Origin of the sequence: Staphylococcus caeli, assembly GCF_900097965.1 — a bacterium.
In the GTDB taxonomy this organism is placed as follows: Bacteria; Bacillota; Bacilli; order Staphylococcales; family Staphylococcaceae; genus Staphylococcus; species Staphylococcus caeli.
In genome coordinates this window covers 42,738-57,181 of sequence record NZ_FMPG01000010.1, presented here as the reverse complement: position 1 = coordinate 57,181, position 14,444 = coordinate 42,738, and the positions used below count along the sequence as shown (strand labels likewise).

At 34.2% G+C, this 14,444-nt stretch carries 17 protein-coding genes, 1 pseudogene and 1 riboswitch; of the genes and pseudogenes, 14 read left to right on the top strand and 4 right to left on the bottom strand.

Going from position 1 to position 14,444, the window contains the following annotated elements; genetic code table 11:
- Nucleotides 1-163 precede the first annotated feature (163 nt).
- The 3 genes from BJS11_RS09840 to BJS11_RS09830 all read right to left on the bottom strand — a co-directional run bounded on the left by BJS11_RS09840 (nucleotide 164) and on the right by BJS11_RS09830 (nucleotide 2,504).
- Entirely contained in the window at nucleotides 164-1,168 is a 1,005-nt protein-coding gene (locus BJS11_RS09840) for a coiled-coil domain-containing protein (protein WP_069995714.1), read from the bottom strand.
- A gap of 124 nt (nucleotides 1,169-1,292) precedes the next feature.
- Nucleotides 1,293-1,955, bottom strand: coding sequence for a hypothetical protein (locus BJS11_RS09835; RefSeq protein WP_069995713.1), 663 nt, complete (start codon nucleotides 1,953-1,955; stop codon nucleotides 1,293-1,295).
- Between the two features lie 132 nt (nucleotides 1,956-2,087).
- Entirely contained in the window at nucleotides 2,088-2,504 is a 417-nt protein-coding gene (locus BJS11_RS09830; RefSeq protein ID WP_069995712.1) for a general stress protein, read from the bottom strand.
- Between the two features lie 225 nt (nucleotides 2,505-2,729).
- Nucleotides 2,730-2,832, top strand: a riboswitch (purine riboswitch).
- 243 nt (nucleotides 2,833-3,075) lie between these two features.
- Here BJS11_RS09830 and xpt point away from each other — a divergent pair.
- The 10 genes and pseudogenes from xpt (at nucleotide 3,076) to BJS11_RS09785 (ending at nucleotide 12,494) form a co-directional block, all read left to right on the top strand.
- A complete protein-coding gene (gene xpt / locus BJS11_RS09825; RefSeq protein ID WP_069995711.1) occupies nucleotides 3,076-3,657 on the top strand; it encodes a xanthine phosphoribosyltransferase in 582 nt (193 codons plus the stop codon).
- The gene (gene pbuX, locus BJS11_RS09820; protein WP_069995710.1) at nucleotides 3,654-4,922 is read left to right on the top strand and encodes a xanthine permease PbuX; all 1,269 of its coding nucleotides are present in this window, start codon (nucleotides 3,654-3,656) and stop codon (nucleotides 4,920-4,922) included. Before xpt ends, pbuX begins: the two co-directional genes overlap by 4 nt.
- A 36-nt stretch (nucleotides 4,923-4,958) precedes the next feature.
- A complete protein-coding gene (gene guaB, locus BJS11_RS09815) occupies nucleotides 4,959-6,425 on the top strand; it encodes an IMP dehydrogenase (protein ID WP_069995709.1) in 1,467 nt (488 codons plus the stop codon).
- A 22-nt stretch (nucleotides 6,426-6,447) separates the two neighbouring features.
- Nucleotides 6,448-7,989: a glutamine-hydrolyzing GMP synthase gene (gene guaA / locus BJS11_RS09810; protein ID WP_069995708.1), complete on the top strand. Its 1,542-nt coding sequence runs from the start codon at nucleotides 6,448-6,450 to the stop codon at nucleotides 7,987-7,989.
- Between the two features lie 600 nt (nucleotides 7,990-8,589).
- The gene (locus BJS11_RS09805) at nucleotides 8,590-8,787 is read left to right on the top strand and encodes a hypothetical protein (RefSeq protein ID WP_245167143.1); all 198 of its coding nucleotides are present in this window, start codon (nucleotides 8,590-8,592) and stop codon (nucleotides 8,785-8,787) included.
- 82 nt (nucleotides 8,788-8,869) lie between these two features.
- Nucleotides 8,870-9,547, top strand: a complete 678-nt coding sequence (locus tag BJS11_RS09800; RefSeq protein WP_069995706.1) for a YdeJ family lipoprotein — start codon at nucleotides 8,870-8,872, stop codon at nucleotides 9,545-9,547.
- Between the two features lie 30 nt (nucleotides 9,548-9,577).
- Nucleotides 9,578-9,796 (top strand): hypothetical protein, encoded by a 219-nt coding sequence (locus tag BJS11_RS09795; RefSeq protein WP_069995705.1) that lies wholly within the window; start codon nucleotides 9,578-9,580, stop codon nucleotides 9,794-9,796.
- A gap of 59 nt (nucleotides 9,797-9,855) precedes the next feature.
- The gene (locus BJS11_RS13720) at nucleotides 9,856-10,020 is read left to right on the top strand and encodes a hypothetical protein (protein WP_159427259.1); all 165 of its coding nucleotides are present in this window, start codon (nucleotides 9,856-9,858) and stop codon (nucleotides 10,018-10,020) included.
- Between the two features lie 546 nt (nucleotides 10,021-10,566).
- Nucleotides 10,567-11,841 (top strand): dicarboxylate/amino acid:cation symporter, encoded by a 1,275-nt coding sequence (locus BJS11_RS09790; RefSeq protein WP_069995704.1) that lies wholly within the window; start codon nucleotides 10,567-10,569, stop codon nucleotides 11,839-11,841.
- 136 nt (nucleotides 11,842-11,977) lie between these two features.
- Nucleotides 11,978-12,494: pseudogene (locus tag BJS11_RS09785) on the top strand (VOC family protein).
- A gap of 22 nt (nucleotides 12,495-12,516) precedes the next feature.
- On the opposite strand, the gene BJS11_RS09780 reads toward BJS11_RS09785, so the two are convergent.
- Nucleotides 12,517-12,726: a hypothetical protein gene (locus tag BJS11_RS09780; RefSeq protein ID WP_069995703.1), complete on the bottom strand. Its 210-nt coding sequence runs from the start codon at nucleotides 12,724-12,726 to the stop codon at nucleotides 12,517-12,519.
- Nucleotides 12,727-12,839: 113 nt separating this feature from the next.
- Between BJS11_RS09780 and BJS11_RS09775 the strand changes: the two genes are divergently transcribed.
- The 4 genes from BJS11_RS09775 to cspD all read left to right on the top strand — a co-directional run bounded on the left by BJS11_RS09775 (nucleotide 12,840) and on the right by cspD (nucleotide 14,343).
- The gene (locus tag BJS11_RS09775; RefSeq protein WP_069995702.1) at nucleotides 12,840-13,040 is read left to right on the top strand and encodes a hypothetical protein; all 201 of its coding nucleotides are present in this window, start codon (nucleotides 12,840-12,842) and stop codon (nucleotides 13,038-13,040) included.
- Nucleotides 13,041-13,104: 64 nt separating this feature from the next.
- Complete coding sequence (locus tag BJS11_RS13795; RefSeq protein ID WP_167351817.1) at nucleotides 13,105-13,263, top strand: hypothetical protein; 159 nt, start codon at nucleotides 13,105-13,107, stop codon at nucleotides 13,261-13,263.
- Between the two features lie 114 nt (nucleotides 13,264-13,377).
- Nucleotides 13,378-13,821 carry a VOC family protein gene (locus BJS11_RS09770; RefSeq protein ID WP_069995701.1) on the top strand — a complete coding sequence of 148 codons (444 nt, stop codon included), beginning with the start codon at nucleotides 13,378-13,380 and terminating at the stop codon, nucleotides 13,819-13,821.
- Between the two features lie 321 nt (nucleotides 13,822-14,142).
- The gene (gene cspD / locus BJS11_RS09765; protein WP_069995700.1) at nucleotides 14,143-14,343 is read left to right on the top strand and encodes a cold-shock protein CspD; all 201 of its coding nucleotides are present in this window, start codon (nucleotides 14,143-14,145) and stop codon (nucleotides 14,341-14,343) included.
- Nucleotides 14,344-14,444 lie beyond the last annotated feature (101 nt).

Sequence of the window (14,444 nt, the reverse complement as noted above, 5' to 3'; positions counted from 1 at the left end):
GGGCTCAAAAAATTTGTGAAATTTAAATGACTTTATTTTCTGAAAATAATTAGCGGAAAAGCGTTAACAAGTGGATGTTGAAATAGAAAAAACTGCCGCCAAGTCTTTAACTTGTACGACAGTATATGTTTGTTAAAAATGTAGAGTACTATGGGTATTATGTTTATAAATTAAATAAACGTGCGAAGAATCCTTTACGCTCTTCTTTAGGTGCTTCATTTTCTGTAGAAGTTGAAGTAGATTGAGCATAGTTAGGCGTCTCAGTTTGAGTACTTGGCTCAGTCACTTCATCTGCAATCGTTGTATCATCTGTTGCAGTTGTAGAAGCTTTGTTTGTTTCTACTTCAGTGTTGCCTTTATTTTCTAATGTTGTATCTGTTTCTGTAGATGCTTTATCAGTTGGTTGTTCACTAATTTGTGTGATTTCAGCTGCTTCGGTTTGTTTTTGTGATGTGTTATTGTCTGATGTCTGACTAGAAAGGTCATCACTTGTTGTTACATTAGCTTGGTTGCCAGCTTGTGTTTGAGTTGTATTAGACTTTGATGCTGTTTCTGTAGAAGATTCTGTTAGCGAATCATCTGACTTCGTAGTTGTTTGTTGGTTTGTATGAACATGTGTCGTTTCAACGTTTGCTTTCGCTAATTCTGATTGTTCTCTTTGTGAATCTTGAATTACAGATTGTGTAGACTTAATTTCGTCTGTTGATGATTGAATTGCTTTCAATGATTCTGTGTTGGCATCTAGTTTTGTAGTGATTTGATTTTGCATTTCATGTAATTCTTGTTGTTGCTGATGCACTTGATTAATCATTTGACCTAACATATGACGTTCATCGCGCATTTTTTGTATTTCAGAATGTAAATCATCTATAAGTTTGGAAACATTTTGATCTGTAGGTAAATGGTTACCGTCATCTTTGACTAATACTTGTAAAAAATCTTTTTCTTTCTCTAATTCTTCGAAAGCTAAGTCGTAACTATTTGTTTGTTTAACTTTCTCTGCGATATCTTGGAAAAGCTCAATGTCCTCTTCTTGGAAATCTGTAGCTTCACGGCCACGGTATTCTGTTTTACTAAGTTGGTAACCGCGTTCTTCTAAATGTTGAACGATTTTACGGACTTGTTTTTCACTTAGCTCCACACGTTGTGCAAATTCTTTGGTTAACATAGAAATAAGTCCTTTCATTAATTGATTTATGTATACTGGCGTTTGTCTTCGGTCAGTGAAACGTCAGTCTTACCTCTATGTTAGTTTAAACTGTTTTAACAGTGATTTCAAGTGGTGCTTGTCATCATTTTCGCAGGCCCATTTCTACGAGTAAAGGATAGATGATACTTCTTGAAATTCGGTTAGCAAAAACATATTTAAGGATATAATTAGATTTTATACTCGGCCCGTAGATGTCTTTGGTAAGTTCAATATTAGATTTAATAAAAAGGTCCATCGGTCGACCATCTGAATAGCCTTGTAAACTAGGAGCTAAATAGTCAATGTCATATTGTTTTTCAAAGCCGTGTTCGTATAGAAACTGACGTCGTGTATTTAATATTGGTATTTGTGATTCGGAAATATCTTCGGGTTCTTTTGGTACTTCCATCATAATAAAATTAACGTCATGTGCGTGTAGTTGATTGGACAATCGATTAATTTCTAGTTGAATGCGATCTAGTGTTAGTGTGATGACCTCGTCATGATTTGTGGTCGCGCTTGTAATTAAATAGATTAAAAAAGCAGAGTTTGTAGTAGCTTCATAATGTGCAGTTGCTAAACTTACGACTTCACCAGAGGAGAGACCTACTAAAAATATATAATCATCTTTTGTATGCTCGTTTTTTAAAGACTGTCTGAAAATTTGTGCATCTTCAGTTAGCCCTATATCAAATTCACTATCATATAACTTCAACGCAGCCTCGAAAAGTGGGTCGTCAATTGATGTTATTGTCTTGAATTCCATGAATACACCCCCAAAAATTATTGATTCATTATAACATAATAGTAAAATTTGTAAGCTATCTTTTTAGTTTAAGGTATAAAAATGGACATCAACTGCTTCAGTTAATGTCCTTAGTGAAAATTAAGTTATTGTTTAAGACTTCGGTCCATCAGTTTCTTCTGCATAATGGCCACCTTTAGTATTTGCTTCATCTTGATAAGCAGCGTTCGCTTGTTCTACCTCTTCATGTGATGAAGTATCTTTAGTAGCAACTACAAGGAAGTTATCGTTTAAAATCTCTTTTTTGTAACGCGCTTTCTCGTCATCGGATAATTTGTAATATGATAAGACTACTTCTTCACCGTCTTCACCAGTCAACACTTTTGCCATTTTATCGCTAAATGAACCACTTGTTGAAGTTAAGTTTACTTCAGAATCGTGTAATTCATCCATGTGCAATTTAGTTTTACTAATTACTGAGATTTCAGAGTCTTTGTAACCGGCCTCTCGCTTTGCATTAATTGCATCAATGATTTCTTCTTTGTTCTGTACAATAGTAAATTCTGACATTTAATGTTCCTCCGTTCGTTGATGTATTGATTACTATGTCTTTACCCTGTGCGATATTATATAAAACGAATATACATGCATTATATAATGAAGGTTAAGACAGTGATAAACGACATTTTGTTACCTTTAGAAGCAATGAAATATTTCTAAATATAATTTTATTATAAATGTAAAGCGCTTACAGTCAATATGCGTATTGAAAATAATGGTGAAATTTGCTATCATCAGTTAATAATTTATCTAACTCATATAATCTAAAGGATACGGCTTTAGAAGTTTCTACCATGTCGCCATTAACGATATGACTATGGGTAACCAATACAATACTTAGGCAATTCAAATTGGTGTTTTAAAAAGGGTCTACTATATCTTTTTAGAACATGCCACACAAATAATATCTTTAAAATAATTTTTTTACATTAACGAGGGAAATGGATGTAAAAAAATTAGCTTTAGCGGTACTATTTGTAATTTGGAGCTACACTGCTTTTAGTATTGCACGTTCACTCATAGATCCTGAAACTAAGTTAGTTTAGGATTTTTTTTGTACAAAAAATGAGGAGGTTTTCGAGTGGATTTGTTGAAGCAGAAAGTAGCGGCAGACGGTGTAGTTATTGATGAAAAGATTTTAAAAGTGGATGGGTTTTTAAACCATCAAATCGACGCAAGATTAATGTATGATGTTGGACAAACGTTTTACGAACAATTTAAGAATGAAGGTATTACTAAGATTTTGACGATTGAGGCATCGGGAATAGCGCCTGCAATTATGGCAGCGATGCGCTTTGATGTTCCATGTCTATTTGCCAAAAAAGCAAAGCCAAGTACATTAAAGAAAGCGGTCTATCAAGCAGAAATTCATTCTTTCACTAAAAATACAACAAGTACAGTGGTCGTATCAGATGAATTCTTAGATGAAAATGATCGCGTGCTAATTATTGATGACTTTTTAGCAAATGGAGACGCATCTCTCGGATTAAATGAGATTGTGAAACAAGCTCAGGCAACGACGGTCGGTATCGGTATTGTTATAGAGAAAAGTTTTCAACCTGGCAGAGAACGATTAGAAGAAGCAGGACTAACAGTTTCCTCATTATGTAAGGTCGCTTCTTTAAGTGGAAATAAAGTATCGTTTGTTGAGGATGAAGCATGAAGACATTTATCTTAAGTTTACAACACTTATTAGCAATGTATGCAGGTGCGATTCTCGTTCCAATTATTGTAGGTACTAGTTTAGACTTTACGCCAGAACAAATCGCTTTTTTAGTAACGGTTGATATATTCATGTGTGGTGTGGCTACCTTCTTACAAGTCTGGAAAGGTACTGGCACTGGTCTTCCTATTGTATTAGGTTGTACGTTCACTGCAGTTGCGCCAATGATATTGATTGGTCAAACCAAAGGGATTGCAGATTTATATGGTTCTTTATTTTTATCAGGTATCTTGGTAGTGATTATCGCACCGTTCTTTTCATATCTGGTTAAATTTTTCCCACCTGTTGTGACAGGAAGTGTCGTAACGATTATAGGGATTAATTTGATGCCAGTCGCAATGAACTATTTAGCTGGCGGACAAGGCGATAAACATTATGGAGACCCTAAAAATATTATCTTAGGTGTAATCACATTAATTGTAATTCTTGTGGTTCAACGCTTTACGGCTGGATTTTTAAAATCTATTGCCATATTGATTGGACTCATAGTGGGTACGGTGTTAGCCGCTTTATTTGGAATTGTTGATGTGAATCAAGTAGGGACAGCACACTGGTTCTCGTTACCACAACCCTTCAGATTCTCAACATTTAGCTTTGACTTTGGTGCGACATTAGTATTCTTTATTGTGGCCTTAGTCAGTCTAATAGAATCTACAGGTGTGTATCATGCATTAAGTGAAATTACAGGTAAAAAGCTAGAGCGTAAAGATTTTAGAAAAGGATATACAGCAGAAGGTATCGCCATTATTTTAGGGTCTATATTTAATGCATTTCCGTACACGGCTTATTCACAAAATGTAGGCTTAGTATCACTATCTGGTGCTAAAAAGAATAAGGTAATCTACGGTATGGTTATCTTATTAATCATTTGTGGGTGTATTCCGAAATTGGGAGCACTGGCGAACATGATCCCGTTACCAGTATTAGGTGGCGCGATGATAGCAATGTTTGGCATGGTTATGGCATATGGTGTTAGTATATTAGGTAATATAGACTTTAAAAATCAAAATAATTTACTAGTTATTGCTGTATCAGTTGGACTAGGAACGGGTATAAGTGCAGTACCACAAGCATTTAAGGCACTAGGTGAGCAGTTTGCATGGCTAACGCAAAATGGTATTGTACTCGGCGCAATTTCAGCAATTATTTTGAATTTCTTTTTTAACGGCATTAAACAGCAACAAGATACAAAGGTTATGAAATAATAAAGTAGTAATACAAATTTTAGGAGGCTGTAAGCTATGTGGGAAAATAAATTTGAAAAAGAATCTTTAACTTTTGACGATGTGTTATTGTTACCAGCAGAATCAGATGTGTTACCGAAAGAAGTAGATTTAAGTGTGCAATTATCAGAGAGCATCAAGTTGAATATTCCAGTTATTTCAGCAGGGATGGATACGGTAACTGAATCTAAAATGGCTATCGCAATGGCGAGACAGGGTGGACTTGGTGTCATTCATAAAAATATGAACATTGAGGACCAAGCGGATGAAGTTCAAAAAGTAAAACGTTCAGAAAATGGCGTTATCTCTAATCCATTCTTTTTAACTCCGGAAGAAAGTGTATTTGAAGCGGAAGCATTAATGGGTAAATATAGAATTTCTGGTGTGCCAATCGTTAATAATAAAGAAGATAGACAATTTGTTGGTATCATTACGAATCGTGACTTACGTTTTATCGAAGATTTTTCAATTAAAATTTCAGACGTGATGACGAAAGAAGATCTTGTGACAGCACCAGTTGGCACAACACTGGATGAAGCTGAAAAATTATTACAAAAACACAAAATTGAGAAGTTACCATTAGTTGAAAATGGTCGTTTAGAAGGACTTATTACAATTAAAGATATTGAAAAAGTGCTTGAATTCCCAAATTCTGCTAAAGATGCACATGGTCGTTTGTTAGTAGGTGCTGCAATTGGTATTGCGAAAGATACAGATATCCGTGCTCAAAAATTAGTTGAAGCAGGCGTAGATGCATTAGTCATCGATACAGCACATGGTCACTCTAAAGGTGTTATAGAACAAGTGAAACATATTAAAGCAACTTTCCCACAAGTTACACTCATCGCAGGTAACGTTGCTACAGCATCAGGTACAAAAGCCTTATATGAAGCAGGAGCAGACGTGGTTAAAGTAGGTATCGGACCTGGTTCTATTTGTACGACACGTGTCGTTGCAGGTGTAGGTGTACCTCAAATCACAGCAGTTTATGATTGTGCGACAGAAGCACGTAAACATGGTAAATCAATTATTGCTGACGGTGGTATCAAGTTCTCTGGTGATATTATCAAAGCGCTTGCTGCTGGTGGACATGCAGTAATGTTAGGTAGCTTACTTGCCGGTACTGAAGAAAGTCCAGGCGCAACTGAAGTATTCCAAGGTAGACAATACAAGGTTTATAGAGGTATGGGTTCATTAGGCGCTATGGAAAGTGGTTCTAACGATCGTTATTTCCAAGAAGACAAAGCACCGAAGAAATTCGTTCCTGAAGGCATTGAAGGACGTATCGCATATAAAGGACCATTACAAGATACAATTTATCAACTTATGGGCGGTGTAAGATCTGGTATGGGCTATACTGGTTCTAGAAACTTAGAAGTATTAAGAGAAGAAGCTCAATTTACACGCATGGGTCCTGCAGGATTAGCAGAAAGCCATCCACATGACGTACAAATTACTAAAGAATCACCAAACTATTCATTCTAAGTTAAAAGGAGATATATAAATTATGGAAATGGCGAAAGAGCAAGAGCTCATACTTGTTTTAGACTTTGGTAGCCAATACAATCAATTAATCACACGACGTATTCGTGAAATGGGTGTCTACAGTGAACTGCATGATCACGAGATTAGTATTGAAGAGATTAAACAAATGAACCCTAAAGGTATTATTCTTTCTGGTGGACCTAATTCAGTTTATGAAGAAAATTCTTTCACAATTGACCCAGAGATTTATAATTTAGGCATTCCGATTTTAGGTATTTGTTATGGTATGCAATTGACTACGAAACTATTAGGTGGAAAAGTAGAGCGTGCCAACGAGCGTGAATATGGTAAAGCGATTATTAACGCGAAAACAGATGAGCTTTTCTTTGGCTTACCAGAAGAACAAAATGTTTGGATGAGTCATTCAGATAAAGTTATTGAAATCCCAGAAGGATTCGAAGTAATCGCAGATAGTCCAAGTACAAACTACGCAGCAATCGAAGACAAATCACGTCGTATTTACGGCGTACAATTCCATCCAGAAGTACGTCACACAGAGTACGGTAATGATTTACTACGTAACTTTGTGCGCCGTGTGTGTGATTGTACAGGTGAATGGTCTATGGAGAACTTCATTGAGATTGAAATCGAAAAAATTCGTAACCAAGTTGGAGATCGTAAAGTCCTTTGCGCGATGAGTGGTGGCGTTGATTCTTCTGTAGTTGCCGTATTATTGCACAAAGCTATTGATGACCAATTGACATGTATCTTTGTAGACCATGGCCTATTACGTAAAGGTGAAGGCGACATGGTTATGGAGCAGTTTGGTGAAGGGTTTAACATGAACATTATCCGTGTGGATGCGAAAGAGCGTTTCATGAGCAAACTTCAAGGTGTATCTGACCCTGAACAAAAACGTAAAATTATCGGTAATGAATTTATCTATGTATTTGATGACGAAGCGTCTAAATTAAAAGGTGTAGACTTCTTAGCGCAAGGTACACTATATACGGATGTTATTGAATCAGGTACGAAGACTGCCCAAACGATTAAATCACACCATAATGTGGGTGGTTTACCAGAAGATATGGAATTCCAACTAATCGAACCAATCAATACATTGTTTAAAGATGAAGTGCGTGAATTAGGTATCGAGTTAGGCATTCCAGAACATTTAGTATGGAGACAACCGTTCCCAGGTCCAGGATTAGGTATTCGCGTACTTGGTGAAATCACGGAAGACAAACTTGAAATCGTTCGTGAATCAGATGCGATTTTAAGACAGGTCATCCGTGAGGAAGGTCTTGAACGTGAGATTTGGCAATACTTCACAGTGTTACCAGGTATCCAATCGGTTGGTGTTATGGGAGACTACCGTACATACGACCACACTGTAGGTATCCGTGCAGTCACTTCGATTGACGGTATGACAAGTGATTTTGCTCGCATCGACTGGGAAGTCTTACAGAAGATTTCTAGCCGTATTGTCAACGAAGTAGATCACGTAAACCGCGTAGTTTATGATATAACTTCTAAGCCACCAAGTACAATCGAGTGGGAATAATAGTATAGAATGATGAACCCCCTTAGGCATAGGCTTAAGGGGTTTTTTGTGGGTTTTGAAATTTTGAAAACTAAATTCTTCAATAGTCTATTTTCAACAATGACATAATTCAACGAGACAATTACTTAGTTATTAGCACATACACAATACCGATAACAACACCGACTAAGAATAATATCCATATTAAGTGAGGGCTGAATCGCCAGTCGCTTTTTTGAGTTTTAGCTACTTTTTTGCTGTACCATAGATCTGAAATCTTAAGTAAAGCGAAGAGCAAACCAAATAGAAGTGGATAGATTATAAATGACATAGAAACACTGCTTTCTTTTTCAAATTAATTGTTAACAACAAAATATCATTATTTCAATATAGTAACAACATGAATTTTAGATTTTACCAAACAATATTCGTCGACAGATTTTCAGCAACAACTGTAACATTTAATTAGACTGTGATACGGTAGGTTTAAGTTATGCACAATATATTTAAGGTTAAGTATCGTTAGAAATTAAAAAGATTGATATAGAGAGGAAGGTCACAATTAAACGTTTAATTAACGGTTTGAAAGATGGACTATTTGTTTTTATTAGTATTGTATTAGTGGCTATTTTACTAAATTATACTGGCTGGCACTTTGGACATAATAGAATCTGGGGCAGTTTAGGTAAATTGGAGCTTATTCATATTTTTAAAGATCAGGAGCTAAATGGTTTGCTTATTCTCGGAGTTATCCTGGGCACTATAGCATTTTTATTAGGATTTCTTTTTCCAGATGATAAAAAGGAAGATGAATTGTAGTTTCAATTAACATAGATATATTTTACGCGATTGAAAGTATGTTAATGTGAAATTAATCAAAATTTTATGGAGGACGGTTGTAATGAGGAAAATGATTTTTGCTACGCTGACAATGGGTTTATCGATTTTACTAGTAAGTTGTAGTAATGAGACACCAGAAAATAAAGCATCTGAAGAAAAAAGTGAAAGTACTGACAAGGCGAGCACTTCTGATAAGGGAACAACTGAACAAGAGAAAAATAAAAGCGACCATAAACAAAAAAATCAACAGACTAATAATGAAAATACAAATAATAAAAACCAAAATGAATCTAGTCAAAAGACTGAACCAGCAACGAATGAAGATAAAAGTATATTAGATGATTTTAGTACGAATGAAATTGAATATGCACGTGTGTGGAATCAGTTAGGGCCACTAAAAAATAATATGGATGGCATGAACACTTTGAATGTAAAACAAATACCAAAAGGTTCAAAAGTAAATCCACAAGCGTCAGATAGTGCTACATATCAGGAAGATGTCGTGAAATTGGAAGCGCCTATGCGTGCGGGTGGATCAGTGACATATAGCAGTAATGGTAATGGAACGATAAATGTATATAAAAATGTGCCATATGATTGGCGAGATGCAAAAGCGGATGCCGATATGAAGGAAGCAACAACGAGAGCAATTGAAAAAAATATAGAGACAGTTACGATTAATCCGGGTAATGATCAAACTATCGCAGATTTGGCTGGAAAAGTGAAATACAGCAATTAGACTGGACTTACAGAATAGGAGTGCTTAAAAATGAGTATATTAAAAATAATAATATTCACTATATTGTTAATCTCATTTTGTATATTAATGTTTAAATCACTGTATTCTATATTTGTATGGTATAAATTTAAAAAGAAGAAAATTGATGAACAAACTTACCAAAAATATATAGATAAAGAAGAGACCCCAATACTTATTACTCTGGGAATAGTAGTAGCAGTTACAGTAATATTTGGTTTGATGGATTAACTTTAAAAATTTAAATCACAAATTCTAAGACATTTCGAACCGATATTTGGAGGTAAATTATGAAAGATAAGCTATTCAGTATCATGATATTCATTAATAGCTGTGCATTTTTCTTAATTTCGTTTATTCATAACCACGATTATATATTAGCGATATTAGCAATTAGTAATATTTCACTTTGGTTTATTGTCTATAGTGATAATAAAAAAGCGCGTAGTAAATAATGAGAGAACTTGAAAGCGACAGGATAGCCAAAGAATAAAGCGACTACTTGTGAAATTTAGAGATGTGGAAATTATAGAATAAATAGAAAATATGCCCATCTTAAAGTTAAAGGTGGGCGTTCTTTATGTACGTCATTAAAATTTACACAAAATTGCAAATGTACTAATCATATTATTCGATTTTCTCTGAAAAAACTTTTCCAATATATTCATAATTATTCATTCATAGGAATGATAATAAGATAACTGCCTAAAAAATAAGTGTAATATAACAATAACGACGATTTTGTTCGCAATTAAGAAAGCGTTTTCTTATTCCTAAAAGAAAACGCTTCAAACCCTTGTCACGACTGGTTTTGTGAACGTTAAAATTTATAGATACAAAAACATAATTTTCTGATATAATAATCGAATGAAAGAAAAAATCATAAATAACTTATAAATGATGTAAAATTAATATATAAGTAGAATTTTGTTTGTGATAAACTATATTTTGTGAAAAACTAGCATTTAATCGTGCTAGCGTGAATAAGGGGATGAACGAGAGTGAAAGTTATCAAAAAAATAAACTTACCGACACAAATTATCATAGCATTGGTGCTAGGGATAATTTTAGGGAGTATATTGCATGGCAATAAAGATGTAATTAACTATATACAACCCTTCGGAGATGTATTTATAAATTTAATTAAAATGTTAGTTGTACCGATCGTATTCTGTTCTTTAGCATTATCTATTTCAAATGTTGGCGACACTAAAACGATTGGACGCTATGGCGGAAAAACACTATTATACTTTGTTATTATGACAAGTTTTGCGATATTCATGGGATTAGTCTTTGGTAATTTATTTAAACCAGGTGTTGGATTAAATCCTGACTTATTACCAAAAGGCGATATTTCAAAATATGAATCAACTGCAAAAGCAGCAGAACAATCTACATATGGTAATCATTTAATTGATACTGTTGTAAATATTATACCGACAAATGTCTTTGAAGCATTTGCTTCTGGTGAATTATTACCAGTCATTTTCTTCTCAGTATTTTTCGGATTAGCCTTAGCTGCTATTGGTCAAAAAGCAAAACCAGTTAAAGACTTTTTAGGTGGAACATTAGAAGCTGTATTCTGGATGATTGGTAAAGTATTATTATTAGCACCAATTGCAGTATTTGCTTTTATTACTACGACAATCATCACATTTGGATTATCAGCATTAATTCCATTATTCAAATTATGTTTAACTGTTGTAATTGCAATGTTGTTCTTTATCTTCATTGTATTAGGTATTGTTTCAAGAGTTTGTGGCGTGAAGATTACACAAATTATGAAACTTTTAAAGAACGATTTAATGTTAGCGTTCTCAACTGCAAGTTCAGAGGCAGTATTACCGACAGTTATGAAAAAAATGGAACGTTTCGGTGTACCAAGAGACATTGCATCGTTTGTATTGCCAACGGGTTATTCATTTAACCTTGATGGCGCAGCGATGTATCAGTCTATCGCGGCATTATTCGTTGCACAATTATACGGTGTTCATTTGAGTGTTGGTGAACAAATTTTATTAATGATCACGCTGATGCTTACATCAAAAGGTATGGCCGGTGTACCAGGTGCTTCGATCGTTGTATTATTAACAACACTTGGTTCAGTTGGGTTGAACCCACAAGGGCTTGCTTTGATTATCGGTGTAGATAGAATACTTGAAATGCTTAGAACATGTGTAAACGTATTAGGAAACTCTGTTGCGACAATCTTTATTGCGAAAACAGAAGGTGTTTATGACAAAAAGCAAGGCGAAGAGTATCTGAAATCAATTTAATTTTTTAAAATCATACCCCTCTTATGGCTATCATAAGGGGGATTTTTGCGTCTTCAGAAAAGTTGGAAATCATAAATTGTTAAAATGAATTTTGGACGGGTATAGATATAGCACTAGATTATTTGGAGGAATGATGATGAGTAATATTCGTGGAATTAACCATATTGGAATGACAGTTTCTAATATTGATGAGGCATTTACATTTTTAAAAAATGCATTTGGAGCAGAATATGCATATGACGGCTTAACATATGATGATGAGCCTAGGAAAGGTCCAGAAGTAGAGCGTATGTTAGGTCTATCCAAAGGGGCAGCTATTGTTAAGCAACGTATGGTAGTCATTGGGAACGGACCTAATATTGAAATGTTTGAAATAGAGAGTGAAAATAAAAAAAGAACCACTCGAATTAGAAGATAATGGCTATAATCACATTTCGTTATTCGTAGAAGATATGGATTCGGCAATCGATCAGGCAGTCAATGCAGGCGCCACAGCTTTATCTGAAAAGCATGATAATTCTAGATATGAAGATACAGAAGGTAGCAGTAGTGTTTATGTGAAGTCTCCATGGAATAGTTTGATCGAGCTCCAGTCTATTCCTAATGGCTACTATTATCCGGAGAATAGTGAAAGTGACGTATTTATTCCTTAGCAATTGTAGAATCATTTTCAGCTTATAAAACAGTAGTAATTAATAGAATATAAAAACCTGTAGTCATTACGATATTCAGGAAAAGCATGAAGCGAAACTGTTTGCCTGTCATGGGTTCTGTGCCCTGTTTGTCTGCACGTTTATTGACTTTCTTCTGCGTGGATATTGTATTATTCCAAGAAGCAATACTGACAAAAAGAATGCCGATTAGTATTTTTAAAAATAAGCTCATATCAAACCGCTCCAGTCTTTTAAAATAGATTATGTTGCGTATAAGATAACACATATCATATTTTTAGGAAAATGAAGGTAAAAGAGAATGATTTAACTAGGAGGAATAATAGGATGGCAATCATACTATTTAGTATTGTAATGATTATTAATCTAGTTGAGGCGCTTTATTTAGCGGTAAAGATGTTCAAATTAAAACAAGCCAATGCACCCGACCGAGCATATAAGCAAATGATTGATCGTTTGGCACCGTTTCTAATCACATCAATGGTAGTATCTATTGTGCTCATAATTATAGCTATAATGATTAGTTAGGTAGTATAATCAAAGTTCGATAGTGATTATTAAACCTATAGTTTAAATTAGGAGAATGAAAATAATGAAACAAAAACTAAAGAAAACACTAAGTAAGTATATAGAAAATGGTAAATTAGAAAACGGTTTATATAAAATTTCTGATAAAGTCAAAGATAAAAAAGGCAAAGATTATTCTAAATATATAAGTAAAATAATGAACTTTTTAAGAAAAAAGATTTGAAAACTTGGAGAATATGTAGAATAGGTTTTGCAACACTGTCTTAAAATTACCACTATTTTGAGACTTATGTAATAATATTCAATGTAAGTACAAATTTAATAATGAGGTGTAACAATGACTGAAATTTTTCCATATTTAAACTTTGAAAATACAAAAGAGGCATTAGCATATTATGAAGAAGTGTTTGGCGCAACAAATATTACACGACTACCTGTTGGTAAAGAGCAAGCAGCACAATTCAATATGAGTCCTGAAGATGCGGATAATGCAACAATGCATTCACAATTTGATATTGCGGGTACAACAATTCTTGCTTCTGATTCTTTTGGAAGAGCACAAAAAATTAACAACGGTATTTCACTTTTAATTGATTATGATATTAATAATGAAGATGATGCTAAAGAAGTTGAAGCGTTGTACGATCGTGTTAAAGATACTGTTGACGTTGAAATGCCTTTAGAAGAACAATTCTGGGGCGGTAAAATGGGTGCGTTTACTGATAAATACAATGTACGTTGGATGTTACATGGTCAAGATCATACAAAAAACGAAAATTAAGCAATGTAATTAATTATAGAAACATGAAATCGGATAGCTGACTATTCGGTTTCTTTTTTATTGTTTTTAAGCATGCTGTGGAAAATCTACTAAACGAATATATTTTAAAAGATTGCTTTCAATATTATTATAGGGTGATTGAATAAATAAAAGTTATTTGCGATTAGGGGTGTACAAATATATAAGTACACGCTATAATAGGTATTAAGTAATTTAGTTCGTGAAATTGATTTGTAGTTTTATTCTTTTGAATTTACTCCTTTTGATTTTTTAAGACAGATTACAAATATTCGTGCAAAAGCACAAGTGGAGGAATTTAATATGAATAACGGTACAGTTAAATGGTTTAATGCAGAAAAAGGTTTCGGTTTCATCGAAGTTGACGGTGGAAACGACGTATTCGTACACTTCTCAGCAATCGCTCAAGAAGGCTACAAATCATTAGAAGAAGGACAAGCTGTTGAATTCGAAATCGTTGAAGGCGATCGCGGTCCTCAAGCAGCTAACGTTGTTAAATTATAATAACGGCTAAAAGACGAGTATAACTCGTCTTTTTTTTATGCCCAAAATTAAGTTCAACACTATTTTAAAAATTTTGAACTAGTGATTAATATAAATTTTTA